Origin of the sequence: Streptomyces sp. TG1A-8, assembly GCF_030499535.1 — a bacterium.
Classification (GTDB): Bacteria; Actinomycetota; Actinomycetes; order Streptomycetales; family Streptomycetaceae; genus Streptomyces.
This window is the reverse complement of record NZ_JASTLB010000001.1, coordinates 2,434,162-2,460,378: the sequence shown is the minus strand read 5'-3', so window position 1 is coordinate 2,460,378 and position 26,217 is coordinate 2,434,162. Positions and strand designations below refer to the sequence as shown.

The window sequence follows — 26,217 nt, the reverse complement described above, 5'->3', positions numbered from 1 at the left end:
CGCAGGGTCAGTTCGAAGCCCGGGTCGAGCAGGCGGGCGGTACGGGTGGTCGTCACTGGCAGGCCTCGCAGGACTCGGGGTTTTCCAGGGAGCAGACGACGGCCTCGGGGTCGGCCGCCGGCCGGGCGGGGGCGGCGGCCTGCGCCCGGGCCGCACGGGCGATCCGCGTCGCCGGGCGCGAGCGCAGGTAGTACGTCGTCTTCAGGCCCGACTTCCAGGCGTAGGCGTACATCGAGGAGAGCTTGCCGATGGTCGGCGTCTCCAGGAACAGGTTCAGGGACTGGGCCTGGTCCAGGAACGGCGTGCGGGCCGCGGCCATGTCGATCAGGCCGCGCTGCGGGATCTCCCACGCCGTGCGGTACAGCCGGCGCACGTCCTCGGGGATCCGGGCGAGGTCCTGCACCGAGCCGCCCGAGTCGCGCAGCGCCTCACGGGTGTGCGCGTCCCACACGCCCAGATCCTTGAGGTCCTGCACGAGGTACGAGTTGACCTGGAGGAACTCACCGGACAGCGTCTCGCGCTTGAACAGGTTGGAGACCTGCGGCTCGATGCACTCGTAGACCCCCGCGATGGAGGCGATGGTGGCGGTCGGCGCGATGGCCAGGAGCAGGGAGTTGCGCAGGCCGACCGAGGCGATCCGCTCGCGCAGCGCGGCCCAGCGCTCGGGCCAGGCGAACGCGACGCCGTAGTGGTCGGGGTGCAGGACGCCCCGGGCCGTACGGGTCTTCTCCCAGGCCGGCAGCGGGCCGCCGCGCTCGGCGAGGTCGGCGGAGGCCTCGTACGCGGCGAGCATGATCCGCTCGGCGATCCGCGTCGACAGGGCCCTGGCCCCGGGGGAGTCGAAGGGCAGGCGCAGCTTGAAGAAGACGTCCTGCAGGCCCATCACGCCCAGGCCCACCGGGCGCCACCTGGCGTTGGAGCGGCCCGCCTGCTCGGTCGGGTAGAAGTTGACGTCGATGACGCGGTCCAGGAAGGTGACCGCCGTGCGGACCGTCTCGTCCAGCCGCTCCCAGTCGATGCCGTCGCCGGTGACGAAGGCGCCCAGGTTCACGGACCCCAGGTTGCAGACCGCCGTCTCCCCGTCGTCCGTGACCTCCAGGATCTCGGTGCACAGGTTGGAGGAGTGGACGACGTGGCCCGACTCGGCGGTCTGGTTGGCGGTGCGGTTGGCGGCGTCCTTGAAGGTCATCCAGCCGTTGCCGGTCTGCGCCAGGGTGCGCATCATGCGGCCGTACAGGTCGCGGGCCGGGAGGGTCTTCCTCGCGAGGCCCGCGCGCTCGGCGGCGCGGTAGGCGGCGTCGAACTCCTCGCCCCACAGGTCCACCAGTTCCGGCACGTCCGAGGGGGAGAACAGCGACCACGGCGCGTCGGCGCCGACCCGGCGCATGAACTCGTCGGGGACCCAGTGCGCGAGGTTCAGGTTGTGCGTGCGGCGGGCGTCCTCACCGGTGTTGTCGCGCAGCTCCAGGAACTCCTCGATGTCGGAGTGCCAGGTCTCCAGGTACACCGCGGCGGCGCCCTTGCGCCGGCCGCCCTGGTTCACGGCGGCCACCGAGGCGTCCAGGGTCTTCAGGAACGGGACGATGCCGTTGGAGTGCCCGTTGGTGCCGCGGATCAGCGAACCGCGCGAGCGGATGCGGGAGTAGGACAGTCCGATGCCGCCGGCGTGCTTGGAGAGCCGGGCGACCTGGTGGTACCGGTCGTAGAGGGAGTCCAGCCGGTCCAGCGGGGAGTCCAGGAGGTAGCAGGACGACATCTGGGGGTGCCGGGTGCCGGAGTTGAAGAGCGTGGGGGAGGAGGGGAGGTAGTCGAGGCGGCTCATGAGCGTGTAGAGCGCGGCGACCTCGTCGACGGAGCGCGCGGTGTCGTCCTCGGCGAGGCCGGCGGCGACGCGCAGCATGAAGTGCTGGGGCGTCTCGACGACCTTGCGGGTGATCGGGTGCCGCAGCAGGTAGCGGCTGTGCAGGGTGCGCAGGCCGAAGTAGCCGAAGCGGTCGTCGGCGTGCGGGTCGACCAGCGCGTCCAGCCGGGCCGCGTGCAGTCGTACGAACGCGGCCGTGCGGTCGGCGATGAGGCCTTCGCGGTGCCCGACGGCGACGGACCGCGCGAAGCCGGTGACGCCCTGCGAGGCGGCCTCCGCGCGGATGGCGAGGGTCAGCAGGCGGGCGGCCAGCTTCGAGTAGGCCGGGTCCTCGGGGATCAGGCCGGCGGCCACCTCCGTGGCCAGCTCGCGCAGCTCCGCCCCGTCGGCCCGCGCGGACCGGCCGCGCAGCGCGGCGGCGGCGACCCGGCCGGGGTCGGCGTCGGGGAGGTCGGCGGTCAGTTCGGTCAGGGTCCGCAGCAGTGCGGCACCGGGGCCGTCGGTCTCCACCGGAACCCCGGTCGCCCGGGTGGCTGAAGCCGGATCGGCTGGCGCGATGGTCACGTGGGGGCTCTCCCTCGCTCGGCGCCGGGGCCAGGCGGAGGGCAGGAGGGAGCACGAGCGCGCACGGCGCCGCGTCCACCGGCCCACTCCACGAGGCCCGGACGTCTCAGGGCACCCGGACCGGACGGCCGGGTGCGCTGCCGGCAGGTCCTCGGACTGGACGGGCGTGCGGGAACACGCGGGTACACCGTTGCGGGACAGTTCCGGATTCACACCGGATTCCCCTGCGGCGACAGCGAGCATGAGCATACATCTAGTGCCGGGGCGCCGCGTCACCCCCAGATGTTGTGTCTGTTTGTGTGTCACGGTGGCTTCAGAGGGTCAGCTCGCGGGCGGGCGGGCGGATGCCGCCGGCCCGCGGGAGCGGGTCCCGGGCGCGTTCGGCGGCGTGCGCGGCGCGCCGGGCCGACGGGACGGGGCACGCGGCCCCGGGTGTCCCGGGCGCGGCGCCCGGCGGCCGCCCGCGCCGGATGGCGGGGGCCGCGGGGCGGGCGGACACGACGGCGGGCCGCCGGTGTCCTGCTTTCCGGCGGCCCGCCGCGGGTGGTTCGGGTGGGGTCAGTGCACGTTGCCCGCGGTGACCGGCGGAAGCTCCGACCGGACGCCCGGGTCGCCGGAGTCCGCCGTGTAGTCGGCGGGGCTGGTCTCGTCGACGCCCTCGGGGGCCTTGACGGCCCGGAGGACGAGGGTGAGGACCGCGGAGACGAGGACGTTCAGGACGAAGGCGGTGAGGCCGATGTAGCCGATCTCGCCGATGCCCGGGATCTCCTTCGCCGAGCCGCCGAAGTGCTTCTGCGTGGGCGAGGCCACCCCGTAGGCGGCGACCGTGCCGTACACCATGCCGACGGCCCAGCCGGCGAGCAGCGCCCAGCGGTGGAACCAGCGGGTGAACAGGCCTCCGACCAGGGCCGGGAAGGTCTGCAGGATCCAGATGCCGCCCAGCAACTGGAAGTTGATGGCGACCGTCTTGTCCATGGTGAGGACGAAGACCAGCGCGCCGACCTTCACCAGCAGGGACACGATCTTGGAGACCCGGGTCTCCTCCTTCGCCGTCGCGTCCGGCTTGATGAAGTCCTTGTAGATGTTGCGGGTGAAGAGGTTGGCCGCCGCGATGGACATGATGGCCGCGGGGACCAGGGCGCCGATGCCGATGGCCGCGAAGGCCACGCCCGCGAACCAGTCCGGGAACATGTTCTCGAACAGCTGCGGGATGGCGAGCTGCCCGTTGGCGACCTTCACCCCGGCCGCGATCGCCATGAAGCCCAGGAGCGCCAGCAGGCCCAGCATGAGGGAGTACAGCGGCAGGATCGTGGTGTTGCGGCGGATCACCTCACGGCTCCTGGACGACAGGGTCGCGGTGATCGAGTGCGGGTACATGAACAGCGCCAGGGCCGAGCCGAGCGCCAGCGTGGCGTACGTCCACTGGCCCGCCGGGGCCGGCACGACACCGCCCACGCCCGTCGTGGTGAACTTCTCGCCCGCCTTGGCGAAGACGTCGTCGAACCCGCCCAGCTTGATCGGGATGTAGATGATCGCCACCGCGATGACGATGTAGATCAGGGCGTCCTTGACGAACGCGATCAGGGCGGGGGCGCGCAGGCCCGAGGAGTAGGTGTACGCCGCCAGCACGCCGAAGGCGATCAGCAGCGGCAGGTCCTTCACGAACCAGTTGGTGTCCTCGCCGCCGCCCACGCCCATGACGTCCAGCACCGACTGGATGCCCACCAGTTGCAGCGCGATGTACGGCATGGTCGCGAGGATGCCGGTCAGCGCCACCGCCAGGGACAGGCTCTTGGAGCCGAACCGCCCGCGCACGAAGTCGGAGGTCGTCACGTAGCCGTGGCGGTGCGAGACCGACCACAGGCGGGGCAGGAAGGTGAAGATCAGCGGGTACACCAGGATCGTGTACGGCACCGCGAAGAAGCCCGACGCGCCGGCCGCGTAGATTGCCGCCGGCACGGCCACGAAGGTGTACGCCGTGTACAGGTCACCACCGAGCAGGAACCAGGTGATCCAGGTGCCGAACGACCGGCCGCCCAGGCCCCACTCGTCCAGGGAGTGCTCGTTCTCGGCCCGGCGCCAGCGGGCGGCCAGGAAGCCCACGACCGTCACGGCCAGGAAGAAGAAGACGAAGACGCCGAGGGCGACGCCGTTGACGCCGTCCTTCACCGCGCGTCACCCCCCTTCCCGGAGGTGCGGGAGCGCTGGTCGCGCTGCCAGAGCTGGTACGCGAGCATCGTGAGCGCGGTGGAGATCAGCACCCAGAGCATCTGGTACCAGTAGAAGAACGGGATGCCGATGAACCCGGGCCCGGTCTTGGCGTAGGAGCCGACCCACAGCATCGCCACGAAGGGTGCGACGAGACACAGGCCGATGATCACGCGGACCGGTGTCACCACCGGTGGTCTCACTTCTGGTGTTCCGGACATCCCACGGCTCCGTCCCCTGGTTGATCTGCGGTGCAATGCGCAGGCAATCTAGGTGACGGTGTCCCGGGAGCGGAAGACCTGGTCCGCATATCGGTATGCGGATTTCCGGGGCGGCCGTGCGCGGGGCGGCCCCGGCTCACTCCACCGGGCGCTTGAGGCGCGCGACGAACTTGTACCGGTCGCCCCGGTACACCGACCGCACCCACTCCACCGGCTTGCCCTCGCGGTCCAGGGAGTGGCGGGAGAGCATCAGCATCGGCAGGCCCACGTCGGTGCCGAGCAGGCCCGCCTCCCGCGGGGTGGCCAAGGAGGTCTCGATGATCTCCTCGGCCTCGGCGAGGTGGACGTCGTAGACCTCGGCGAGCGCGGTGTAGAGCGACGTGTACTTCACGAGCGACCTGCGCAGGGCCGGGAAGCGCTTGGCCGAGAGGTGGGTGGTCTCGATGGCCATCGGCTCCCCGTTGGCCATGCGCAGCCGCTCGATGCGCAGCACGCGCCCGCCGGTCGTGATGTCGAGCAGCTCGGCCAGCCGGTCGTCGGCGGTGACGTACCCGACGTCCAGCAGCTGGGAGGTGGGCTCCAGGCCCTGGGCGCGCATGTCCTCGGTGTAGGAGGTGAGCTGGAGCGACTGGGACACCTTCGGCTTGGCGACGAAGGTGCCCTTGCCCTGGATCCGTTCGAGCCGGCCCTCCACCACGAGTTCCTGCAGGGCCTGGCGGACGGTCGTGCGGGAGGTGTCGAACTCCGCGGCCAGCGTGCGCTCGGGCGGGACCGGCGTGCCCGGTGCCTGCGTCTCCGTCATGTCGAGCAGATGTTTCTTCAGACGGTAGTACTTCGGCACGCGCGCGGTACGGACGGGCGTGCCGGCCTCGGTCCCCGCGCTGCTGACGTCGGTGCTCATGCTCTGCCTTCCCGGCTCCGGATGCCGAAGCGACCGACCTGCATCGGCCACGGCTCACATCGTGGCACGGCTGCGCGTGTCAGGACTTCACCCCGCACGCTCCGTGATCTCCTCTATATACCGGTGCGCCCGCTGTTGGTCTAGTCCACCGGACCCGGCCGGGACGCGCCGGAGCCCCTAGATCCCCTGCCAGCGGGGCTTGTTGGCGTAGGTGTGCCGGAAGTAGTCGGCCAGCTTCAGCTTGGACGCGGCGGCCTCGTCGGCGACGACCGTGGCGTGCGGGTGCAGCTGGAGCGCGGAGGCGGGGCACACGGCCGCGACCGGGCCCTCGACGGTGGCCGCGACCGCGTCCGCCTTGCCCTCGCCGGTCGCGAGCAGCACCAGGTGCCGGGCCTCCAGGATGGTGCCGATGCCCTGGGTGATGACGTGGTGCGGCACCTGCTCGACGTCGCCGCCGAAGAAGCGCGCGTTGTCGAGGCGGGTCTGCTCGGTCAGCGTCTTGATCCGGGTGCGCGAGGCGAGGGAGGAGCACGGCTCGTTGAACCCGATGTGCCCGTCCGTCCCGATCCCGAGCAGCTGCAGGTCGACACCGCCGGCCTCGGCGAGCGCCCGGTCGTACGCCTCGCACGCCGCCTGCACGTCCTCGGCCGTGCCGTCCGGCCCCAGGAACGCGTCCATGCCGATCCCCAGCGGCTCCAGCACCTCCCGGCGCAGCACCGAGCGGTAGGACTCGGGATGCTCGGCGGGCAGCCCCACGTACTCGTCGAGCTGCGCGATCCGCACCCGCGAGGTGTCCACCGCACCGGCGCGCACCTTGGCGGCCAGCGCCCGGTAGACGGGCAGCGGGGTGGAGCCGGTGGCCACGCCGAGTAGGGCGTCGGGCTTGCGCCGCAGCAGCTGGGCCGTGGCCTCGGCGATCAGCTCGCCGCCCGCGGCCGCGTCCGGAACGATGACTACTTCCACGCTGGGCCTGCCGTTCTGGAGAGGGCTGGAGGTCGGGGGAACATGTCCATGTGGTTTAGACCAATCTAACAGAAGCCGGGGGCCGGATCGCGGCGCAGGAGGGGCACCGCGCCCGGCCCCGGCGGAAGCCGCCCCGGCCGTCCGGTGCCGCGGCCGCCCCCGGCGGGCTAGGCTTCGGGACACCGCGTGCCGGAGTACCGCGCGCCGACCGCCCCGACACGTGCCTTCCGGCGCATGGACACCTCCTCTGGTCCAGTCCACAATGCGTAGGGGAAAATTGAAAAGCCTCCGCCTTCCCCGCACAGGAAGGCGGACGAGGAACCGGAGCTCTCTGCCCTGACTGCCCCGGCTCCTCGACCTTCGGCCGACCGGGACCGCACACCCCGCGGCCGATGATGCTCCGGGCTGCGGTGCCGGGTGGGTTGAGGGTCCCTCCCAGGCGCCGCGGCCCGCGGGTGTTTCTCGGCCGCCCGCGGCCCCCGGGTACGCTCGCAGACGTGCCCTCCATGAACGAACTGGTCCGCCAGCACACCGCCCTCGACGACTCCGGCCTCGAGTGGCTCCACCTGCTGGTCTCCGAGTGGCAACTGCTCTCCGACCTCTCCTTCGCCGACCTGGTCCTGTGGGTGCCCACCCGCGACGGCACCCGGTACGTCTCGGTCGCCCAGATGCGCCCGAACACCGGCCCGACCTCCTACCAGGACGACATGGTCGGCCACCTCGTCCCGCGCGGCCGGCGGCCTATGCTGGACGCGGCGCTGGACGAGGGCCGGATCGTGCGCGAGGGCGACCCGGAGTGGCGCGAGGAGGTCCCCGTCCGGATCGAGTCGATCCCCGTGCGGCGTGAGGGCCGCGTCCTCGGCGTCATCGCCCGCAACACCAACCTGCTGACCGTCCGCACCCCGAGCCGCCTGGAGCTGACCTACCTGCAGAGCGCCTCCGACCTGGCGCAGATGATCGCGGCCGGCTCCTTCCCGTTCCCGAACCAGCAGGTCGACATGGACGCCTCGCCGCGCGTCGGCGACGGCCTGATCCGGCTGGACGCGGACGGCATCGTCCAGTACGCCTCCCCGAACGCGCTGTCCGCCTACCACCGCATGGGACTGGCCGCCGACCTGGTCGGCCACCACCTGGGGCGGACCACCGCGGAACTCGCCCCCACCCGCGGTCCGGTGGACGAGGCGCTCGCCAAGGTGGCCAGCGGCTGGGCGCCGCGCGAGTTCGAGATCGAGGCCCACGACGGGGTGATCCAGTTCCGCGCCATCCCGCTCAAGCCCAAGGGTGCCCGCATCGGTTCCCTGGTGCTGCTCCGGGACGTCACCGAACTGCGCCGCCGCGAACGCGAACTGATCACCAAGGACGCCACCATCCGGGAGATCCACCACCGGGTGAAGAACAACCTGCAGACCGTCGCGGCCCTGCTGCGCCTGCAGGCCCGGCGCATCGACTCCGAGCGCGGCCGGGAGGCCCTGGAGGAGGCCGTCCGGCGGGTCGGCTCCATCGCGATCGTGCATGAGACGCTGTCTCAGAACCTGGACGAGCGCGTGGAGTTCGACGACATCGCCGACCGCGTCCTCGCGATGGTCGCCGAGATCTCCCCGGGCAAGGTGGCCGGCCGGCGCAGCGGACGGTTCGGCATACTCGACGCCGAGGTCGCCACCCCGCTGTCGATGGTCCTCACCGAAATCCTGCAGAACGCCCTGGAGCACGGCTTCCGCGAGGGCGACACCGGCACGGTCGAGGTCTCCGCGGTACGCGGCGGCACCGCCAAGGAAGCCCGCCTCCTCGTCACCGTCCAGGACGACGGCGTCGGCCTGCCCGAGGGATTCGATCCGCACCGCTCGGGCAACCTCGGCCTGCAGATCGTCCGGACCCTGGTGGAGGGCGAACTGGGCGGCACCTTCGACATGGTCCCGGCGCCGGAGCGGGGGACCCGGGTGATCCTCGACGTTCCGGTGCAGGCGCAGAAGTAGCGGGCCCCGCCAGTGGCGCGTGCCGTCGGGCCAAGGCCTGCCGCGAGCTCACCGGAGGGGGCGCGCACAGCGTTGAGCCCCGGACCACTGGGTGGTCCGGGGCTTAAGCTCGAAGCTTGCGCATCGGGGGATACTGCGCGCTGCGGCTCGGGGGCGGGAGATGCGTACGTGCTGTGCGCGCCGCCAAGCTCAGGCTGTCAGCAGGGGTGGGAGTGTCAGGCGGAGGCCTGACGGGCCCGGTTGCGGGCGGCGCGGCGCTTCATGGCGCGGCGCTCGTCCTCGCTGAGACCACCCCAGACGCCGGAGTCCTGGCCGGACTCGAGCGCCCACTGCAGACACTGCTCGATCACCGGGCAGCGACGGCAGACGGCCTTGGCTTCCTCGATCTGCAGCAGCGCAGGACCGGTGTTGCCGATGGGGAAGAAGAGCTCGGGGTCTTCCTCGCGGCAAACGGCGTTGTGACGCCAGTCCATGGCTGCTACCTCTCCTTGGTATTACGTGCGGATTGCTTGTGAATGTGAACGCTTTCACGAATCCCTCAACAAGTGAAGGGCCGATCGCCGAGTCTTCCCCGGCGTGGTCCTGAGGATTGAAGAGGGTTTCCGGTGATCAGTGGAGGCCGGTGTTGCGGGCCGTCCCGATCGCCACGTAGAGACTTGCAAACCTCAGCGGCGGATACAACCCCTTCCGGAAGATTTTTTTTGATTCCTCGGTGTCGACTAGGTCACAGCCGTACTTCCATGGGGTGCACCCTGGCCTAAACGTTCGAGTGAAAGGACTTTCGCCCGTTCCGCTCACACAATCACACGCAGTGCACGGCGTACGCCTGTGAACGTCACGCTCTTACGCAGTCCGAGGTGGTCGCCGTCCATCTGAAGGGGCAGGGGCACCTTCGAATGCAAGGTGAAGTGATCCAGGTCGTGCAGTGAGACGGCGTGCTTGCCGTGGGGTCCGCGCTCGGGGGACGAAGTGAGCAACTGGGTGCCATACCGGGCAACCGCGGCGGTGGAAAGGCGGCTGAGGCCGAGCACGTCGATGCCTTTATCGAACGACGCCTTAGGCGACGTGTACATCGGGCGATTGCCGAGATAGGTCCAAGGGGACGTGTTCGAGACTATGGCGACAACGAGGCCGGTGACGGGACCGGCGCCGGGCCGTTCCAGGGTGATCGTGCCGTGCCGGCGGTGGGGCTCGCCGAGGAACTGCCGGACCACCTGGCGGACGTACAGCGCGTGCGTCGACTTCTTGCCGCGCTCGCGGTGCTGCTCGACCCGGCCGACCACGCCGGCGTCGAAACCCAGCCCCGCGTTGAAGGTGAACCAGCGGGACGGCACCGCCTCGTCCTCGGTGCCGGGCGTGCCCGAGGTCAGCCCGAGGCCGACGATCCGCTCCCGGCCCTCGCGCAGGGCGTCCAGCAGGGCGCCGGTGGCCTCGACCGGATCGTTGGGCAGGCCCAGGGCGCGGGCGAAGACGTTGGTGGAGCCGCCCGGGACCACGGCGAGACCGGGCAGGCGCTCCGGGGCGGGCCCGGCGTGCAGCAGACCGTTGACCACCTCGTTCACGGTGCCGTCGCCGCCGAGGGCCACCACCATGTCGATGTCGTCGCTCTCGGCCGCCTGCCGGCCCAGGTCGCGTGCGTGGCCGCGGTACTCGGTGGTGACGGCCTCCAGCTTCATCTCGCTGGCCAGCGCGTGGATCAGCACGTCACGCCTGCGTGCGCTTGTGGTGGTTGCCGCCGGATTGACCACGAGAAGTGCACGCATGCAGGGCAGCGTACCTACTGGCAGGTACCCGGCCCAGTCCGAGGAGGGGATCCGGTGGGGAAGCGGAGCGTGAACCGGGACGTGCGCGGCTGCGGGGCGAAGGCGGCGTCCGGGGGTGCGGGGCTACCCTTCTGGGGTGAGCAGTGAGCGAAACCCCGCCCCGGACACCGCCGCCGACACCGTGGCCGCGCAGCCGCGCCCGCGCCGGCTGACGTACGCGGCCGCCCTGGCCGCGGCCGAGGGGACCGCCCTGGTGGCCGGCGGCCTGTGGGTGCTCGTCCTCGGCCTCACCGGGGCCCCGGACGACCGGCAGCAGGCCGTGACCCTGGGCGTCACCCTGGTCGTGCTCGCGCTGCTGCCGCTGCTCGCCGCGCGCGGGCTGCTGCTGCGCCGCGGCTGGAGCCGCGGCCCCGCGGTGATCACGCAGGTCATGGCCCTTCCGGTGGCCTACAGCCTGCTCAAGGCCGACAGCATGGCCATCCCGGTCGGCATCGCCCTCGCGGTCGTCGCCGTGGCGGCGCTGGTGCTCCTCGTCAACGGGGAGACGACCCGGGCCCTCGGCATCAAGGGGCCGGGCCGGACCGGGTAGCTCACTCCTCGACGAGGAGCTTCTCGCGCAGCTGGGCCAGCGTGCGGGCCAGCAGCCGGGAGACGTGCATCTGGGAGATGCCGACCTCCTGCGCGATCTGCGACTGGGTCATGTTCCCGAAGAAGCGCAGCAGCAGGATCCGCTTCTCGCGCGGCGGCAGGTCCTCCAGCAGCGGCTTGAGCGACTCGCGGTACTCCACGCCCTCCAGCGCCTCGTCCTCGGCGCCCAGGGTGTCGGCGACCGCCGGCGACTCGTCGTCGGTGTCGGGGACGTCCAGCGACAGCGTCGAGTACGCGTTCGCGGACTCCAGGCCCTCCAGGACCTCCTCCTCGGAGATGGCCAGCTTCTCCGCCAACTCGTGCACCGTGGGGGAGCGGCCGTGCAACTGGGACAGCTCCGCCGTCGCCGTGGTCAGCGACAGCCGCAGCTCCTGCAGGCGGCGCGGCACGCGGACCGCCCAGCCCTTGTCGCGGAAGTGCCGCTTGATCTCGCCGACGACGGTCGGGGTGGCGTACGTGGAGAACTCCACGCCGCGCTCCGGGTCGAAGCGGTCGACGGACTTGATCAGACCGATCGTGGCGACCTGGGTGAGGTCGTCCAGCGGCTCGCCGCGGTTGCGGAAGCGACGGGCCAGGTGCTCGACCAGCGGCAGGTGCATGCGGACCAGCCGGTTGCGCAGTTCCGCGTACTCCGCGCTGCCCGCGTTCAGCCGGCGCAGCTCGACGAACAGCGCACGCGCCCCGCTGCGGTCGTGGGGGTCGTGCTGAGTGGCCTGCACGGCCTCCGCGCCCAGTGCGTCGTCCTCGGCGTACCGCTCGTGCTCGCTCATCGTCCCGCCCGTAGCCCTTCCCCGAGCCCTCGCCCCCGGGGGCGAGGGGGACCCGGTCCCGCCACGCTCCCGCGCGGGCGCGCTCTGCACGGCACCGTCGCTGCCGGCCTGCGCGGAGTCTCCCTCCGGGTGCGGCCTGGCCTGCTCGGGGATGCCGTCGATGCCGTCCGCCATGCGTCGGGAACCGTCCGCAGGGTCCGCGCCCTGCGTCGGCAGCTCCCGTGTGCCACGCTCTTCGTCCCGCACCGGCCTATCCCCGTTCCTCACGCCGGCCCGGGGCCCGCGCCGCGCTGTTTGTAGAGGCTGATCGACACGGTCCTGTCCTCGTCGACGGCGGACGAGACCTTGCCCGCGAGGGCCGAGAGCACGGTCCAGGCGAAGGTGTCCCGCGAGGGGGCGTGGCCGTCCGTGGTCGGCGCCGAGACCGTGACCTCCAGCGAGTCGTCGACCAGCCGGAAGACGCAGCTGAGCACGGAGCCGGGCACGGCCTGTTGCAGCAGGATCGCGCAGGCCTCGTCCACGGCGATGCGCAGGTCCTCGATCTCGTCCAGGGTGAAGTCCAAACGGGCCGCCAGGCCGGCCGTGGCCGTCCGCAGCACCGACAGGTAGGCACCCGCAGCCGGCAGCCGGACTTCCACGAAGTCCTGGGTCGCGGGCTCGCCTGCGATCTGGGACACCCTCACCTCCATGGTGTACAAACTGGTAGTACGAGCTTCACGGGCCGAGGGTCGCCCCCCGGGGTAACGCGTACGTGGTTCCGCGGTGACGCTATCGCGCCCGGAACGTTCCTGTCCCCGGGACCCCAACCCCCTGGCGTCACTCACAGTAAAGCTTTGAATACGCTCCGTGTCTAGAGGGTGGGCGGGCCCAAATGGGAAGAGCGCGCGCCGGGTTGACGTACCCCGGCGTCAGACGCCCGAACCGCCCCCGCCGGCCGGAGCGTGCCGCCCCCGCGCGGCGTCACACGAGGACGTGGTCGACGAAGCACCAGCGCCACTCCTCGCCGGGCTCGAAGGTCCGGATCACGGGATGACCGGAATCCTCGTGGTGCTCCGTGGCGTGCCGTCCCGGTGAGGAGTCGCAGCAGCCGACGTGGCCACAGGTCAGGCAGAGCCGCAACTGCACCGGGTGCGTCCCGAGCGCGAGACACTCCCTGCAGGTCGTGCTCAGCGGCTCGGGCTCCGGGTGCGGCAGCGCGTCGGCGTGCGTGCACTGTTTCATGATGGCCAGGTTACGACGGCCGCGCGGGTGACCGCGAGGAAACCGAGGGTGGGCGAGGACCATGGACGTGATGCCGCTGCTGTTGCTGGTGGCGGCGAGCGCCGCCATCGCCGCGGCGGCCCGGCGCACGCCGGTGCCGGCGCCCCTGCTGCTGGTCGCGGCCGGCCTCGCGGTCTCCGCCCTCCCCGGAGTGCCGGACTACACCCTCGACCCCGAGGTCGTCCTGCCGCTGCTGCTGCCGCCGCTGCTGTACACCTCCGCCGCCGACAGCTCCTACCTCGACCTGCGGGCCCAGCTCAGACCGGTGGCGCTGCTGTCGGTGGGCTACGTGCTCTTCGCGACCGTCGCGGTCGGCTGGGCCGCCTACCTGATCGTCCCCGGCATGCCGCTGACCGCCGCGCTCGTACTGGGCGCGGTGGTGGCGCCGCCGGACGCGGTGGCCGCCACGGCGGTCGCGCGCCGGGTCGGCCTGCCGTCCCGGATCACCACCATCCTGCAGGGCGAGTCCCTCCTGAACGACGCCACCGCGATCACCGCCTACAAGGTCGCCCTGGCCGCGGCCGTCGGCGAGGGCGCGACCTGGGCGGGCGGCATCGGCGAGTTCCTGCTCGCCGCCGTCGGCGGCGTCGGCATCGGCCTCGTCCTCATGGCACCCCTGCACTGGCTGCGCACGCACCTGCGAGAACCCCTGCTGCAGAACACCCTCTCCCTGCTCATCCCGTTCGTCGCCTACGGCGTCGCCGAGCAGGTGCACGCCTCCGGGGTCCTCGCCGTCGTGGTCGTCGCCCTCTACCTCGGCCACCGCGCGTGGGAGGTCGACTTCGCCACCCGGCTCCAGGAGGAGGCGGTCTGGAAGATGGTCGCCTTCGTCCTGGAGTCCGCGGTCTTCGCGCTGATCGGCCTCCAGCTGCCGGTCGTCCTCAAGGGGCTCGGGCAGTACGAGGGCCTCGTGGCCGCCTGGTACGCCGTCGTGCTCTTCCTGGTCGTCGTCCTCACCCGGTTCGTCTGGGTCTTCCCGGCGACCTTCCTGCCCCGCCTGCTGTCGGCGCGCATCCGCGCGCGCGAGGAGAACCCGACCTGGCGGGGCGCCCTGGTCACCGGCTGGGCCGGCATGCGGGGGGTGGTGTCCCTCGCCATCGCCTTCTCCGTTCCGCTCACCGTGCACGGCGGCGGCCCCTTCCCGCAGCGCACCCTGATCCTCTTCCTGACCTTCACCACCGTCATCGGCACACTGGTCACGCAGGGCCTGAGCCTGCCCCCGCTCATCCGCCTGCTGAGGTTCCCCGGCCGCGACCGGCAGGCCCAGACCCTCGCCGAGGCCAACGCCCAGGCCCAGGCCTCCCGCGCCGCCGAGAGCCGGCTGGGCGAACTCCTCACCGACGAGCGCAACACCCTGCCCCCGCCGCTCGCCGACCGCCTGCGCTCGGTCCTGGAGCGCCGCCGCAACGCCGTGTGGGAACGCCTCGGCCAGGTCAACCCGGTCACCGGCGAGTCCGTGGACGAGACCTACCGCCGCCTGTCCCGCGAGATGATCGGCGCCGAACGCGAGGTCTTCGTCATGCTCCGCGACCACCGCTACATCGACGACGAGATGCTCCGCGCACTGCTGCGCCGGCTCGACCTGGAGGAGGCCGCCGCCTACCGGGAGGCCGGCTGACCGCTTCCGGCCGGGGGCCGCGGTGGGGGGAAGGGCCGGCCGGTGACGACCGCGGCCAGCGTCGTCCCGCGCGCGAAGGCGCCCTCCCCGGCCAGGGTCAGGAGTGCGTGCAGCATCTTGGCGACGTACAGACGCTCCACGGGAAGCCCGTGGCGCTGCTCGAAGTCCTCGGCGAAGGCTTCCAGCGCGGGTGGGGTGCGCGCGTACCCGCCGAAGTGGAAGCGGCCGTCCAGGGACCAGGTGCCGCGGCGGCCGCCGAAGGCCCGCTCCTGCAGCGCCCGTACCTCGGCGGCCAGGAAGTCCCCCTTGAGCACCGGTACCCCGAGCGCGCGCCCGCCGGCGCCCAGCCCGGCGGCGAGTCCGGCGAGCGTGCCGCCGGTGCCGCAGGCCACCGCGACCACGTCGGCCCGCCCGCGCAGCTCCTCGCCGAGCGCCCGGCACCCGCGCACGGCCTCCGCGTTGCTGCCGCCCTCGGGGACGACGTACGCCTCCTCGGCCCCGGCCGCCCGCAGGATCCCGGCCAGGACCTCCGGCTCGGTCTTGCGCCGGTAGGCCGACCGGTCGACGAAGTGCAGCCGCATGCCGTCGGCCGCGCACCGGGCCAGGGACGGGTTCAGGGGCCGGCCGGCCAGCTCGTCGCCGCGGACCACCCCGGTGGTCGCCAGTCCGAGCAGGCGGCCCGCCGCGGCCGTGGCCCGCAGGTGGTTGGAGTAGGCCCCGCCGAAGGTCACCAGCGCCCGGCCCCGCGCCGCCTCGATGTTGGGCACCAGCTTGCGCCACTTGTTGCCGATCAGCTCCGGGTGGATCAGGTCGTCCCGCTTGAGCAGCAGGCGCAGCCCGTGCCGGGCGAAACGCTCGTCCCGCACCTCCTCCACGGGGGACGGCAGGCGCGGGGCGAGCGGGTCGGGGCTGGTCACCCGGTCATTGTCGCGCGGAGCCGGGGCACGGCTACCCCTTCAGCCGCTCCTCGACCCGCTCGCGCAGCCACGCCATCGAGAACCCGCGCGGGTCCACCTTGCCCGGCTGCCACTCGAGGTGGCCGACGACCGACCGCTGGGTCCAGCCGTGGTGGCGGCAGACGGCTGCGGCGGCCCGCTCGACCGCCTGCAACTGCACCTGCGGCCAGGGGTCCTCGCCGTCGCCCAGGTTCTCGCACTCGAAGCCGTAGAAGTGCCGGTTGCCGTCGGTGTTCGCCTCGTTGTCCGGCGGCAGCCCCCGCTCGGCGATCACCGCGCGCAGCACCTCGTCGTCGCCGGAGCCGGCGTGGTTGGTGCGGCCGTAGCCGACCAGGTGCACCCGGCCGTCCTTGGTGATCACGCCGTGGCACAACGGGCCCGGCAGGTCCGCGTGGCCGTCGCGGCACAGCTCCACCGTGCGCGCGCCGCCCCGGGTCACCGTGTGGTGGATCATCACGCCGTGGACGGGACCCCACGGCCCCTTGTGGTTGCGGTTGTGGTTCCGCCAGTCGCCCACCTCGACGACCGTGACGCCCTCCGCACGCAGCGCCTGCAGGAACCCGCTCGCGGACATGGGTGGGGCCATGACCCCTCCTTCGTGCCGTGTCCGAGCGCCGCCGGTCGCGGCCCTCCCGTAGGCCTGCTTCTACCGAAACCGGACGTCACGGACTACCTCGTTCGCACGCCGTGCGAGCCGATCCGGCCAGGACGCACACCCGGCGGCGCCGGGGACGCGGGTCCCTCTGTCTGCCCAGTCGTGCGATGATCCAACCCCCCTCTTTCGGGTAATGGCGCACACATGCACCGTGATGGAACGCTCGTGCACGAGAGCGGTGCCCGGCGCGCTTCGGCGCCGGGCATACATGGGAGGGCATTCTTTTATGTCGTTAGGCGAAGAGGTCCGCACGGATCAGGGCAAGCCGCAGCAGTCCCTCGGCACGGCGGCAGCGCGGAACCTGGCCACCACGACCAAGTCGGCGCCGCAGATGCAGGAGATCAGCTCCCGCTGGCTGCTGCGCACCCTGCCCTGGGTGGACGTGCACGGCGGCACGTACCGGGTGAACCGGCGGCTGACGTACGCCGTCGGCGACGGCCGGGTCACCTTCGTGAAGACCGGGGACCAGGTGGAGGTCATCCCGGCCGAACTGGGCGAACTGCCCGTGCTGCGGTCGTACGAGGACGACGGGGTGCTCGCCGAGCTGGCCCGGCGCTGCCGTCAGCGGGACTTCGCCCCCGGCGAGGTGATCGCCTCCTTCGGGGGCCAGGCCGACGAGGTGTACCTCCTCGCGCACGGCAGGGTCGAGAAGGTCGGCACCGGCCCGTACGGCGACGACGCGGTCCTCGGCGTCCTCGCCGACGGCGCCTACTTCGGCGACCAGGCGCTGCTGGACCCGGACGCCATCTGGGAGTACACCGCCCGCGCCGACACCGCGTGCACGGTACTGGTCCTCGGCCGCCAGGACTTCCAGCAGGTCGCCGAGCGCTCCGACTCACTGCGCGAACACCTGGAGCGGCTGCGCTCGATCCCGGAGCAGCGGACCAACAAGTACGGCGAGAAGGCGGTCGAGCTGGCGGCCGGCCACTCCGGCGAGCCGGACATCCCGCACACCTTCGTCGACTACGAGGCCCGGCCGCGCGAGTACGAACTGAGCATCGCCCAGACCGTGCTGCGCATCCACACACGCGTGGCCGACCTGTACAACCAGCCGATGAACCAGACCGAGCAGCAACTGCGGCTCACCGTGGAGGCGCTGAAGGAACGCCAGGAGCACGAGCTGGTCAACAACCGCGACTTCGGTCTGCTGCACAACTGCGAGTACGACCAGCGGATCCAGCCGCACGACGGCGTGCCCGGCCCGGACGACATGGACGAACTGCTCAGCCGCCGGCGCGGCACCAAGCTCTTCCTCGCCCACCCCCGCGCGATCGCCGCGTTCGGACGCGAGCTGAACAAGCGCGGACTGGTGCCGGAGACCATCGACATCGGCGGCAACCGCATCCCCACCTGGCGCGGTGTGCCGATCTACCCGTGCAACAAGATCCCGGTCACCGAGGCCCGGACGACTTCCGTCATCGCCCTGCGTACCGGCGAGGCGGACCAGGGCGTCATCGGCCTGCGGCAGTCCGGCATCCCGGACGAGATCGAACCGAGCCTGTCCGTCCGCTTCATGGGCATCAACGAACAGGCCGTCATCAAGTACCTGGTCACGGCCTACTACTCGGCGGCCGTCCTGGTGCCCGACGCGCTCGGTGTGCTGGAGAACGTCGAGATCGGACGGTGGAAGTGACCTCTCCGCGCGTGACGGCCGTGTTCCCGCCCGCCGGGGCGGGTAGATCCTCCGGGACCGGTGAGGGGGAGACATGGCCGATTCCGTGACGGGGACCGACCGGTGCCCACCCGTGGCCGCGCGGTCCGCCGGTCCGGGACGGCGGCCCGCACCGCGGGGACCGCGCGAGTTCGCGGGGGACGCCGGGCCCGGCCCGCTCGACGGGTCGGAGGCGGCGGCCCTGCTGGAGCGGACCCGGGCCCTGGTCGACCCGGAACTGCGGGCGGCCGTCGCGTCGCTGCCCGGCCCGATGCGCCGGATCGCGCGCTACCACTTCGGCTGGGAGCACGCCGACGGCACCCCGGCGACGGGGAACGCGGGCAAGGCGATCAGGCCCGCGCTCGTCCTCGCCGCGGCCGGTGCCCTCGGCGGCCCGCGCGCCAGGGCGGCGGCCGTCCGCGCGGCGGTGGCGGTCGAACTCGTCCACAACTTCACGTTGCTGCACGACGACGTGATGGACCGGGACACCACCCGCCGCCACCGGCCCACGGCGTGGAGTGTGTTCGGCGTCTCCGACGCGATCCTCGCCGGGGACGCCCTGCAGGCACTGGCCCTGCGACTGCTCGCCGAGGACGCCCACGCGGCCGCGGCGGCGGCCGCCGCCCGGCTCACGGGCTGCGTCATCGAGCTGTGCGCCGGGCAGCACACCGACACGGCCCTGGAACGGCGCGCTCCCGAGGACGTCGCCCTCGCCGAGGTGCTCACCATGGCCGAGGCGAAGACGGGCGCGCTGCTGGGCTGCGCCTGCGCCGTCGGGGGGATGTACGCGGGCGCAGGTGACGAGGTCGTGGCGGCACTGGACGGCTTCGGCCGCCAGGCCGGGCTCGCCTTCCAGCTGATCGACGACGTGATCGGCATATGGGGCGATCCGCGACTCACCGGGAAACCGGTCGGGGCGGATCTGGCGGTCCGCAAGAAGTCCCTGCCGGTGGTGGCGGCCCTCACCTCCGGCACCCCGGCGGCGGCCGAACTCGCCGCGCTGTACGGCAGGCCGTACGAGGCCGGGGAGGACGGCGACGGCGAGGAGATCGCACGGACGGCGCTGGCCGTGGAGCGGGCGGGCGGCCGGGACTGGGCTCAGGCCGAGGCGGCCGACCGGATGGCCCGGGCGGTGCAGGAGCTGGCCCGGGCCGTGCCCGCCCCGGAGACGGCGGGCGGGCTGCTGGCCCTGGCCGAGTTCGTGACCCGGCGCAGCGGCTGAGGCGGCCGGGCGGGCTGCCGGGCCCGGCGGCCGGCGAAGGACCCCGGAGCCACCGGGGACGTGCGGTTCCTGACCCCGCACGGCCACCGGTGGCTCCGGCCCGGCGGGCCCCGCGCACCCCACCCTGGGCGGGGCCCGCACACCGTGCGCACGGACACCCGGAGCGCACGTCCCGGCGCGGGGAGCGCCGCGTCCCCGGCCGCCCTGCCCTGGGGACACGGGCAGCGAGAAACACGCCTGTCCCGTCTGCGGACAGTCCGTCGACCTGGTCGTCGTGCGGCACAGGACACTGGGCGCCCGGGTGCCGGTGCGGCGCCCCGGTCCGTGCCGCAACCCCGACTGCGCGGCCCACCGCAAGGGCACGGAGCCCGGCGGGCCCACCGGAGCCACCGCGCCCGCGGAAGCCACCGGACGCGGCCGGCCGGGAGGCGCCCCCGCGGCCCGGTGACTCCGCCGCGAAGCCCTAACGTGGCCGCATGCCGAAACTCCCGTACATCCTCCACATCACCGAGCGTTCCCTGTGGGAAGCCGCCCGCCGGCGCGGCACCTACGAGAGGTCGACCCGTGGCCGCACCCTGCGGGACGTGGGCTTCGTCCACTTCTCCACCCGTGAGCAGCTCCCGCGCGTGGCCGCCTTCCTGTACGGCGACCACGAGGGTCCGGACGAGCTGGTGGTGCTCGTCGTGGACCCCGCCCGGCTCGGTGTGCCGGTGAAGTACGAGGCGGTGCCACCGGACGGCGAGGAGTTCCCGCACGTCTACGGTCCCGTGCCGGTCGAGGCCGTGGTGGACGTGGAGCCCTGGGGATGACGCGGCCGGCCGCCCGCGCCGCCCGCGCCGCCGGTCCGCCGGGGCCGCCGGGTCCCGCAGCCCGGCCGGCCGGGCGGTCAGCGGCGCCGGGTCGGTGCAGGCGTGCGCCCGGCGGACGGCCACCGAGGCGGGCGGCCACCGGCGGACCCGGCGGGGTCCGCCCCGCGCGGGTCAGACCGCGGGCCGCTCGATGAACCGCAGCATGTTGCCGGCCGGGTCCCGGAACGCGCAGTCGCGCACCCCGTACGGCTGGTCCGTCGGCTCCTGGAGCACCTCGCCGCCGGACTCCCGCACCCGCTCGAACAGAGCGTCGCAGTCGGCGGTGGTGAAGATGACCCCCCTCAGCATCCCCTTGGCGAGCAGCTCGGCCGTCGCCTGCCGGTCGGCCGGGGAGGCGTCCGGACTGGCGCCGGGCGGCTCCAGCACGATCTCCACGTCCGGCTGCAGCGGCGAGCCGACGGTCACCCACCGCATCCCCTCGAAGCCCACGTCGTTGCGGACTTCGAGGCCGAGCACGTCACGGTAGAAGGCGAGCGCCTTGTCGTGGTCGTCCACGGCGATGAAGCACTGCGCTAGTTTCACGTCCATGGGAGCACGCTAGGCGCACCCGTGGCGCCCGGCGCGGGAACCCGCTCAGTACGGCCGGCGGCGCGGGCGCGTGAAGGCACGGATCACGCAGGACGGGATCACCGCGCTCGCCTCGTGGGAGCCGGTCCGGTAGGCGCTCGGCGTCTGCCCGACCAGCTCGGTGAACCGGGAGCTGAAGGAGCCGAGGGAGGTGCAGCCGACGGCCAGGCACACCTCGGTCACGGTGAGGTCGCCGCGGCGCAGCAGCGCCTTGGCCCGCTCCACGCGCCGGGTCATCAGGTAGCTGTACGGGGTCTCCCCGAACGCCTTGCGGAAGCTGCGCTGGAAGTGGCCGACCGACATGTGGGCGCCACGGGCCAGCTCGGTCATGTCGAGCGGCTCGGCGTACTCGCGGTCCATGCGGTCGCGCACCCGCCGCAGCCGTACCAGGTCCTCCAGGGTCACCGCCCCAGCTTGGCACGGGCCCGCCCCGCGCTCCCCGTGGTCCGGGAGGGTCCCCGGCGCCCCGTGGCGGCCCCCGGGCACGACGAAGGGGCCCGGCCGGCGAGCGCGGCGGGCCCCTGGCGACGAGAAGACCGTCAGGCCTTCTTGGTCTCCCAGAAGATCTTGTCGATCTGGGCGATGTAGTCCAGGGCCTTCTGGCCCGTGGCCGGGTCGGTGGACGCCTTGGCGGCCGAGAGGGCCTTCAGGGTGTCGTTGACCAGCTGGTGCAGTTCCGGGTACTTCTCGAAGTGCGGGGCCTTGAAGTAGTCGCTCCAGAGCACGGACACGTGGTGCTTGGCCAGCTCCGCGCGCTGCTCCTTGATGACCGTGGCACGCGTCTGGAAGTGCGGGTCGTCGTTGCCGGCCATCTTCTCCTGGACGGCCTTCACCGACTCCGCCTCGATGCGGGCCTGGGCCGGGTCGTACACGCCGCAGGGCAGGTCGCAGTGCGCGCTGACCTTGACCTTGGGGGCAAACAGGCGGGAAAGCATGGAGCATTCCTTCCTCGTGATCGTCTTCTCAGGTGCGAGATTACTCCCTGGAGGACGTGTTTTCGTCGGTGCCCCCTGGGGCTTGGGACAAAACTCCGGGGTCAGACTGAAACTGGTGGAGGAACGGACCGGGGAGGTGGCGGGGATGCCGGAGCTGTCGCAGGACTCCGAGCGGGGCAGGGCCGGGGCGCCCTTCGGGCTGGCCGAGGTGACGGGGCCGTCCATGGTGCCCACGCTGCGCCACGGGGACCGGCTGCTGCTGCAGTACGGGGCCGCGATCAGGCCCGGGGACGTGGTCGTCCTGCGTCATCCGTTCCAGCAGGACCTGCTGGTCGTCAAGCGGGCCGTGGAGCGGCGCGGGGGCGGCTGGTGGGTGCTCGGGGACAACCCGTACGCGGGCGGGGACAGCACGGACTACGGGGTCGTGCCCGAGGAGCTGATCCTCGGGCGGGCGCGGCTGCGCTACCGGCCGCTCAGGGCCGGTCAGCGTTCGCCGCTGGCGTTCGCCCGCTGGGCGCTGTCGGCCGCCAGGCCCCTGTTCGCCGACCGGTCGGCCGCCAGGCGCTTGCGGGCCCGGTAGGCGGCCACGTTGGCGCGGGTGGCGCAGCGGTCGGAACAGTAGCGTCGGGAGCGGTTGGTGGAGGTGTCCAGGTAGGCGTTGCGGCAGGGGGGCGCCTCGCACAGGCCCAGGCGGTCGACACCGTACTCGGTGAGGTGGAAGGCCAGGCCCATCGTCGCGATGGCCGCGTAGCCGGCGGTGGCGTTGGAGGGGTGGTCGGCCAGGTGCATGTGCCACAGCGGCCGGCCGTCCTCGTCCCGGAAGTCGTGGCCGGAGATCTGCGGGCTCACCGGGAACTCCAGCAGCAGGGAGTTCAGCAGGTCCACGGCCAGCGTCTCGTCGCCCTGGTCGGCCGCCTCGAAGACCGCGCGCAGCCGGGCCCGGACCGAGCGGAAGCGGGTGACGTCGGCGTCGGTGGCGCGGCGGGCCGCCGACGCGTTGTCCCCGAAGAGGACGCGGACGGCCTCGACCGAGGTCAGCTGGTCCCTGCCCCGGACCGGTTCCTCGCTGTTGACGAGCCGGACGGCGTAATCCGAGTAATAGGCCAGTTCCACCGGGGGTCCTTGTGGGGCGCTCGTGGGTCGGGTCTGCGGACGGGGAGATCGGGTCTGCGGACGGGGAGGGGAACCGGGCAACGGCCGGGGGAATCCGGGTAACGGCCGGTTGTCCCTCCAGGGTATTACGGGTGCGTGCGGGGCGGGGGCCCGCCGGGGTGCGGCAGCCCGAAGGGGCGGTACGGCCGGGCCGTACCGCCCCTTCGGGGACCGCTCAGAGCACCTTGGACAGGAACGACTGCGTCCGCTCGTGCTGCGGGTTCGTCAGGACGTCCCGCGGGTGGCCGGACTCGACCACCACACCGCCGTCCATGAACACCAGGCTGTCGCCCACCTCGCGGGCGAAGCCCATCTCATGGGTGACGACGACCATCGTCATGCCGGACTCGGCGAGGTCGCGCATGACGTCCAGGACGTCGCCGACCAGCTCCGGGTCCAGGGCCGAGGTCGGCTCGTCGAACAGCATCAGCTTCGGGTCCATCGCCAGGGCCCGCGCGATGGCCACCCGCTGCTGCTGGCCGCCGGAGAGCTGGGAGGGGTAGTTGCCCGACTTGTCGGCCAGGCCCACCCGGTCCAGCAGCTGCAGCGCCCGCTCCCGGGCCTCCGCCCTGCTGACGCCCTTGACCTGGACGGGAGCCTCCATGACGTTCTCCACGGCCGTCATGTGCGGGAACAGGTTGAAGCGCTGGAAGACCATGCCGATGTCCCGGCGCTTGAGCGCGACCTCGCTGTCCTTCAGCTCGTACAGCTTGTCGCCCTTCTGGCGGTAGCCGACCAGCTCGCCGTCGACGTACAGCCGCCCGGCGTTGACCTTCTCCAGGTGGTTGATGCACCGCAGGAACGTGCTCTTGCCGGAACCGGAGGGGCCGATCAGGCAGAACACCTCGCCCGACCTCACCTCCAGGTCGATGCCCCTGAGCACCTCGACGGGCCCGAAGGACTTGTGGACGCCCTCGGCCTTGACCATCGGCACCGTCCCCGCGGGGACGGTGCCGCCCTTGCCCAGTCCGCCTGTCATGCCAGGCCTCCCTTCGGCCGGCCCAGGGAGAGCATGTTCGTCTTCACCTTCTGCCACGGCGTCGGCGGCAGCTGTCGGCTGGAGCCCCGTGCGTAGTAGCGCTCGATGTAGTACTGGCCCACGCTCAGCACCGAGGTCATGATCAGGTACCAGGCCGCGGCGAGGAAGTACATCTCCACCGGGGCACCGGAGTTCTGGCCGATGTCCTGTGCGTAGCGGAACAGCTCGGGATACTGGACGGCCGCCACGAGCGAGGTCGTCTTCAGCATGTTGATCACCTCGTTGCCCGTCGGCGGCACGATCACACGCATCGCCTGCGGGATGACCACCCGGCGCAGCGTCCTGCCGTGGCTCATGCCCAGGGCGTGCGCGGCCTCGGTCTGGCCCTCGTCCACCGCGAGCAGGCCGGCCCGGCAGATCTCGGCCATGTACGCGGCCTCGTTCAGCCCGAGGCCGAGCAGCGCCGTCAGCAGCGGCGTCATGAAGTCCGACCAGTAGTTCTTGTAGATCGGGCCCAGGTTGATGTACTCGAAGACCAGGCCCAGGTTGAACCACAGGAACAGCTGCACCAGCACCGGGGTGCCGCGGAAGAACCAGATGTAGAACCAGGAGATCGACGAGGTCACCGGGTTCTTCGACAGCCGCATCACCGCGAGGACGACGCCGCCGACGATGCCGATCAGCATCGACAGCACGGTCAGCAGGAGCGTCTTGCCGACGCCCTGCATGATCCGGTGGTCGAAGAAGTAGTCCGGGACCGCGTGCCAGTTGATCTTGCCCTGGCCGAACGCGTAGATGATCGCCAGGAGGAGGGCGATGGCGATGACGGCGGAGACGTAGCGTCCGTAGTGCCGGACCGGGACGGCTCTGATGGCCTCCGGGCCGGCCGGGGGAGTGTGCTGCTCCCCGGCCGTCTTGTGTATGTCAGTCACGGGTGTTGCCTCTCAGCGGCCGCTGTCTGCGCGGGTCACTTGCCGCCGTTGACGGTGGACTCCTTGACGGCGCCGTCCTCGGCGCCCCACTTCTCGAGGATCTTCTCGTACTCGCCGTTCTTGATGACGGCGTCCATCGCGGCCTTCAGGGCGTCGCGCAGCTGCGTGTCCTTCTTGGCCACCGCGATGCCGTACGGCGCCGCCTCGACCTGGTCGCCGACGATCTCGAAGTCCTTGCCGCCGCCGGAGGTCTTCACCGCGTACGCGGCGACCGGGAAGTCGGAGGAGGCCGCGTCCACGCCGCCCGAACGCAGCCGGGTCTGGGACTGCTGGTCGTCGTCGAACGCCTCGATGGCCAGCTTCTTGCCGCTCGGACACTTCTTGGCCTCCTGCTTGGCCAGGTCCTCCGAGACGGTGCCGCGCTCGACGGCGAGCTTCCGGCCGCACAGGTCCGCCCAGGACGCGATGCCCTTGGTGTCACCCTTGCGGGTGTAGATCGAGACACCGGCGGTCAGGTAGTCGACGAAGTCGACGCCCTCGCCGACCTTCTTGCCGGTGTCCGGGTCGATGCCCTGCTGGCGGTTCTTGTTGTCCGTCATCGCCGACATCGCCATGTCGTAGCGGCCCGAGCGCAGACCGGTGAGCAGGGCGTCGAAGGTGCCGTTCTCGAACGTGAGCCGCACGCCGAGCTGCTTGCCCATGGCCGCCGCGAGGTCGGGGTCGAGGCCGCTCACCTTGCCGGCGGAGTCCTTGAACTCCACCGGGGCGTAGGCGATGTCCGAGCCGACTCTGATCTCGCCCTTGTCGCGGATCGCCCGGGGGAGCTTGTCGGCCAGGGGGGCGTTGCTGCTGGAGGCGCTGCCGGAGCCACTGTCCTTGTCCTTGGTCTGGTCACCGCAACCGGTGAGCAGCAGGGCGCCTGCGACCGCGATCGCACCGACCGCTGCTAGCCGGGAGTGCGCGGCGGTCGTACGACGGGTGGAGCTTGCGGTCATCGTGGTTCCTCCGGCGGATGCGAAAGTTGCCGATGGGTCGACGGAAACACACACTTTCGGGTGTCGCGACCTCGTGGGTTTACGGCATCTTGCCATTCGGGCTACGCCATTCAGGGGCGCGCTTATGTCAAAATCGGATAACGGGCGACCCCTGAACCGCATCAGGTCGGTACATCCCCGGTCCATCGCCCCGAATCATCTGCGGGAAGTCGGGGCGCGGACCGGAAAATCTTCGCCGTGTCTCACGATGCGGGCGGGCGGCGACGTGGTTTTTCCCACCTCCCGAACCTCTTGCGGACGGCCGCGACCGTCCCCGTCAGCCGCGCGTCATCCGTCTGTGGCTTCCTGGTACCGAGATGTGACCTTGCACCTAATGGACTCGTCGCGAGCACCGTCCGTCCGGTAAGAAGGTTCTTTACACCCCTCATCCGGGGCTCAGGGCGCGTGTGCGGCGCGCCCGTCGCGTATGCGCCCGTACGTATCAGCAATCGGGTCTTGCGCGGTGCCCGCCCACCCCTCACCAGGAGTGGTCGACCCTCAAACCATGCACACCT

Annotated in this window: 27 protein-coding genes and 1 riboswitch; of the genes, 8 read left to right on the top strand and 19 right to left on the bottom strand. The window is 71.9% G+C overall.

Annotated features, from left to right (window positions below; translation table 11 throughout):
• Positions 1 to 52: 52 nt before the first annotated feature.
• From QQY24_RS10290 to nagB, 5 genes are all read right to left on the bottom strand, one after another.
• Entirely contained in the window at positions 53 to 2,425 is a 2,373-nt protein-coding gene (locus tag QQY24_RS10290) for a ribonucleoside-diphosphate reductase subunit alpha (RefSeq protein ID WP_301972367.1), read from the bottom strand.
• Between the two features lie 124 nt (positions 2,426 to 2,549).
• A riboswitch (cobalamin riboswitch) is annotated at positions 2,550 to 2,681 on the bottom strand.
• A gap of 302 nt (positions 2,682 to 2,983) precedes the next feature.
• On the bottom strand, positions 2,984 to 4,594 hold the full coding sequence (gene mctP, locus QQY24_RS10285) for a monocarboxylate uptake permease MctP (protein WP_301972366.1): 1,611 nt from the start codon (positions 4,592 to 4,594) through the stop codon (positions 2,984 to 2,986).
• A complete protein-coding gene (locus QQY24_RS10280) occupies positions 4,591 to 4,854 on the bottom strand; it encodes a DUF3311 domain-containing protein (RefSeq protein WP_301972365.1) in 264 nt (87 codons plus the stop codon). Before QQY24_RS10280 ends, mctP begins: the two co-directional genes overlap by 4 nt.
• Before the next feature lie 136 nt (positions 4,855 to 4,990).
• Positions 4,991 to 5,755 (bottom strand): GntR family transcriptional regulator, encoded by a 765-nt coding sequence (locus QQY24_RS10275; RefSeq protein ID WP_301972364.1) that lies wholly within the window; start codon positions 5,753 to 5,755, stop codon positions 4,991 to 4,993.
• 177 nt (positions 5,756 to 5,932) lie between these two features.
• Complete coding sequence (gene nagB, locus QQY24_RS10270) at positions 5,933 to 6,718, bottom strand: glucosamine-6-phosphate deaminase (RefSeq protein ID WP_301972363.1); 786 nt, start codon at positions 6,716 to 6,718, stop codon at positions 5,933 to 5,935.
• A gap of 497 nt (positions 6,719 to 7,215) precedes the next feature.
• Here nagB and QQY24_RS10265 point away from each other — a divergent pair, with 497 nt between their 5' ends.
• The gene (locus tag QQY24_RS10265; RefSeq protein WP_301972362.1) at positions 7,216 to 8,691 is read left to right on the top strand and encodes a sensor histidine kinase; all 1,476 of its coding nucleotides are present in this window, start codon (positions 7,216 to 7,218) and stop codon (positions 8,689 to 8,691) included.
• A 215-nt stretch (positions 8,692 to 8,906) separates the two neighbouring features.
• On the opposite strand, the gene QQY24_RS10260 is transcribed toward QQY24_RS10265, so the two are convergent.
• Positions 8,907 to 9,164: a WhiB family transcriptional regulator gene (locus QQY24_RS10260; protein WP_003992873.1), complete on the bottom strand. Its 258-nt coding sequence runs from the start codon at positions 9,162 to 9,164 to the stop codon at positions 8,907 to 8,909.
• Positions 9,165 to 9,485: 321 nt separating this feature from the next.
• Entirely contained in the window at positions 9,486 to 10,454 is a 969-nt protein-coding gene (locus tag QQY24_RS10255; protein WP_301972361.1) for a diacylglycerol kinase family protein, read from the bottom strand.
• Positions 10,455 to 10,590: 136 nt separating this feature from the next.
• Between QQY24_RS10255 and QQY24_RS10250 the strand changes: the two genes are divergently transcribed.
• A complete protein-coding gene (locus QQY24_RS10250) occupies positions 10,591 to 11,043 on the top strand; it encodes a hypothetical protein (protein WP_301972360.1) in 453 nt (150 codons plus the stop codon).
• Position 11,044: 1 nt separating this feature from the next.
• Here the strand turns inward: QQY24_RS10250 and QQY24_RS10245 are convergent, their stop codons facing one another.
• The 3 genes from QQY24_RS10245 to QQY24_RS10235 all read right to left on the bottom strand — a co-directional run bounded on the left by QQY24_RS10245 (position 11,045) and on the right by QQY24_RS10235 (position 13,093).
• On the bottom strand, positions 11,045 to 12,139 hold the full coding sequence (locus QQY24_RS10245; protein ID WP_301972359.1) for an RNA polymerase sigma factor SigF: 1,095 nt from the start codon (positions 12,137 to 12,139) through the stop codon (positions 11,045 to 11,047).
• Positions 12,136 to 12,549 carry an anti-sigma factor gene (locus QQY24_RS10240; protein ID WP_006136266.1) on the bottom strand — a complete coding sequence of 138 codons (414 nt, stop codon included), beginning with the start codon at positions 12,547 to 12,549 and terminating at the stop codon, positions 12,136 to 12,138. Before QQY24_RS10240 ends, QQY24_RS10245 begins: the two co-directional genes overlap by 4 nt.
• A 283-nt stretch (positions 12,550 to 12,832) precedes the next feature.
• The gene (locus tag QQY24_RS10235; RefSeq protein WP_301972357.1) at positions 12,833 to 13,093 is read right to left on the bottom strand and encodes a UBP-type zinc finger domain-containing protein; all 261 of its coding nucleotides are present in this window, start codon (positions 13,091 to 13,093) and stop codon (positions 12,833 to 12,835) included.
• Positions 13,094 to 13,154: 61 nt separating this feature from the next.
• On the opposite strand from QQY24_RS10235, the gene QQY24_RS10230 reads away from it, so the two are divergent.
• Positions 13,155 to 14,750 carry a Na+/H+ antiporter gene (locus QQY24_RS10230; RefSeq protein WP_301972356.1) on the top strand — a complete coding sequence of 532 codons (1,596 nt, stop codon included), beginning with the start codon at positions 13,155 to 13,157 and terminating at the stop codon, positions 14,748 to 14,750.
• Here QQY24_RS10230 and QQY24_RS10225 read toward each other — a convergent pair.
• Together QQY24_RS10225 and QQY24_RS10220 are read right to left on the bottom strand one after the other, a co-directional pair.
• The gene (locus QQY24_RS10225) at positions 14,732 to 15,667 is read right to left on the bottom strand and encodes a 1-aminocyclopropane-1-carboxylate deaminase/D-cysteine desulfhydrase (protein ID WP_301972355.1); all 936 of its coding nucleotides are present in this window, start codon (positions 15,665 to 15,667) and stop codon (positions 14,732 to 14,734) included. The genes QQY24_RS10230 and QQY24_RS10225 overlap by 19 nt on opposite strands.
• 31 nt (positions 15,668 to 15,698) lie before the next feature.
• The gene (locus QQY24_RS10220) at positions 15,699 to 16,292 is read right to left on the bottom strand and encodes an N-acetylmuramoyl-L-alanine amidase (protein WP_301972353.1); all 594 of its coding nucleotides are present in this window, start codon (positions 16,290 to 16,292) and stop codon (positions 15,699 to 15,701) included.
• 295 nt (positions 16,293 to 16,587) lie between these two features.
• Between QQY24_RS10220 and QQY24_RS10215 the strand changes: the two genes are divergently transcribed.
• From QQY24_RS10215 to QQY24_RS10205, 4 genes are all read left to right on the top strand, one after another.
• A complete protein-coding gene (locus QQY24_RS10215) occupies positions 16,588 to 17,994 on the top strand; it encodes a family 2B encapsulin nanocompartment shell protein (RefSeq protein ID WP_301972352.1) in 1,407 nt (468 codons plus the stop codon).
• Positions 17,995 to 18,067: 73 nt separating this feature from the next.
• Positions 18,068 to 19,234 (top strand): family 2 encapsulin nanocompartment cargo protein polyprenyl transferase, encoded by a 1,167-nt coding sequence (locus QQY24_RS10210; protein WP_301972351.1) that lies wholly within the window; start codon positions 18,068 to 18,070, stop codon positions 19,232 to 19,234.
• A gap of 265 nt (positions 19,235 to 19,499) precedes the next feature.
• Positions 19,500 to 19,682, top strand: coding sequence for a hypothetical protein (locus QQY24_RS34735; protein WP_367658045.1), 183 nt, complete (start codon positions 19,500 to 19,502; stop codon positions 19,680 to 19,682).
• Between the two features lie 28 nt (positions 19,683 to 19,710).
• Complete coding sequence (locus tag QQY24_RS10205; RefSeq protein ID WP_301972350.1) at positions 19,711 to 20,043, top strand: DUF952 domain-containing protein; 333 nt, start codon at positions 19,711 to 19,713, stop codon at positions 20,041 to 20,043.
• 171 nt (positions 20,044 to 20,214) lie between these two features.
• Here QQY24_RS10205 and QQY24_RS10200 read toward each other — a convergent pair whose 3' ends face one another.
• From QQY24_RS10200 to sodN, 3 genes are all read right to left on the bottom strand, one after another.
• A complete protein-coding gene (locus QQY24_RS10200) occupies positions 20,215 to 20,631 on the bottom strand; it encodes a VOC family protein (RefSeq protein WP_301972349.1) in 417 nt (138 codons plus the stop codon).
• Between the two features lie 45 nt (positions 20,632 to 20,676).
• The gene (locus QQY24_RS10195; RefSeq protein WP_301972348.1) at positions 20,677 to 21,075 is read right to left on the bottom strand and encodes a helix-turn-helix transcriptional regulator; all 399 of its coding nucleotides are present in this window, start codon (positions 21,073 to 21,075) and stop codon (positions 20,677 to 20,679) included.
• A gap of 134 nt (positions 21,076 to 21,209) precedes the next feature.
• Positions 21,210 to 21,605 carry a superoxide dismutase, Ni gene (gene sodN / locus QQY24_RS10190; RefSeq protein WP_171152914.1) on the bottom strand — a complete coding sequence of 132 codons (396 nt, stop codon included), beginning with the start codon at positions 21,603 to 21,605 and terminating at the stop codon, positions 21,210 to 21,212.
• A gap of 145 nt (positions 21,606 to 21,750) precedes the next feature.
• On the opposite strand from sodN, the gene sodX reads away from it, so the two are divergent.
• Complete coding sequence (gene sodX / locus QQY24_RS10185; protein ID WP_301976199.1) at positions 21,751 to 22,185, top strand: nickel-type superoxide dismutase maturation protease; 435 nt, start codon at positions 21,751 to 21,753, stop codon at positions 22,183 to 22,185.
• On the opposite strand, the gene QQY24_RS10180 is transcribed toward sodX, so the two are convergent.
• The 4 genes from QQY24_RS10180 to QQY24_RS10165 all read right to left on the bottom strand — a co-directional run bounded on the left by QQY24_RS10180 (position 22,089) and on the right by QQY24_RS10165 (position 25,663).
• Positions 22,089 to 22,718 (bottom strand): CGNR zinc finger domain-containing protein, encoded by a 630-nt coding sequence (locus QQY24_RS10180; protein ID WP_301972347.1) that lies wholly within the window; start codon positions 22,716 to 22,718, stop codon positions 22,089 to 22,091. The genes sodX and QQY24_RS10180 overlap by 97 nt on opposite strands.
• Before the next feature lie 214 nt (positions 22,719 to 22,932).
• Positions 22,933 to 23,685: an amino acid ABC transporter ATP-binding protein gene (locus QQY24_RS10175; RefSeq protein WP_301976198.1), complete on the bottom strand. Its 753-nt coding sequence runs from the start codon at positions 23,683 to 23,685 to the stop codon at positions 22,933 to 22,935.
• Between the two features lie 47 nt (positions 23,686 to 23,732).
• The gene (locus QQY24_RS10170) at positions 23,733 to 24,668 is read right to left on the bottom strand and encodes an amino acid ABC transporter permease (RefSeq protein ID WP_301972346.1); all 936 of its coding nucleotides are present in this window, start codon (positions 24,666 to 24,668) and stop codon (positions 23,733 to 23,735) included.
• 35 nt (positions 24,669 to 24,703) lie between these two features.
• The gene (locus QQY24_RS10165; RefSeq protein WP_301972345.1) at positions 24,704 to 25,663 is read right to left on the bottom strand and encodes an ABC transporter substrate-binding protein; all 960 of its coding nucleotides are present in this window, start codon (positions 25,661 to 25,663) and stop codon (positions 24,704 to 24,706) included.
• Positions 25,664 to 26,217: the final 554 nt, after the last annotated feature.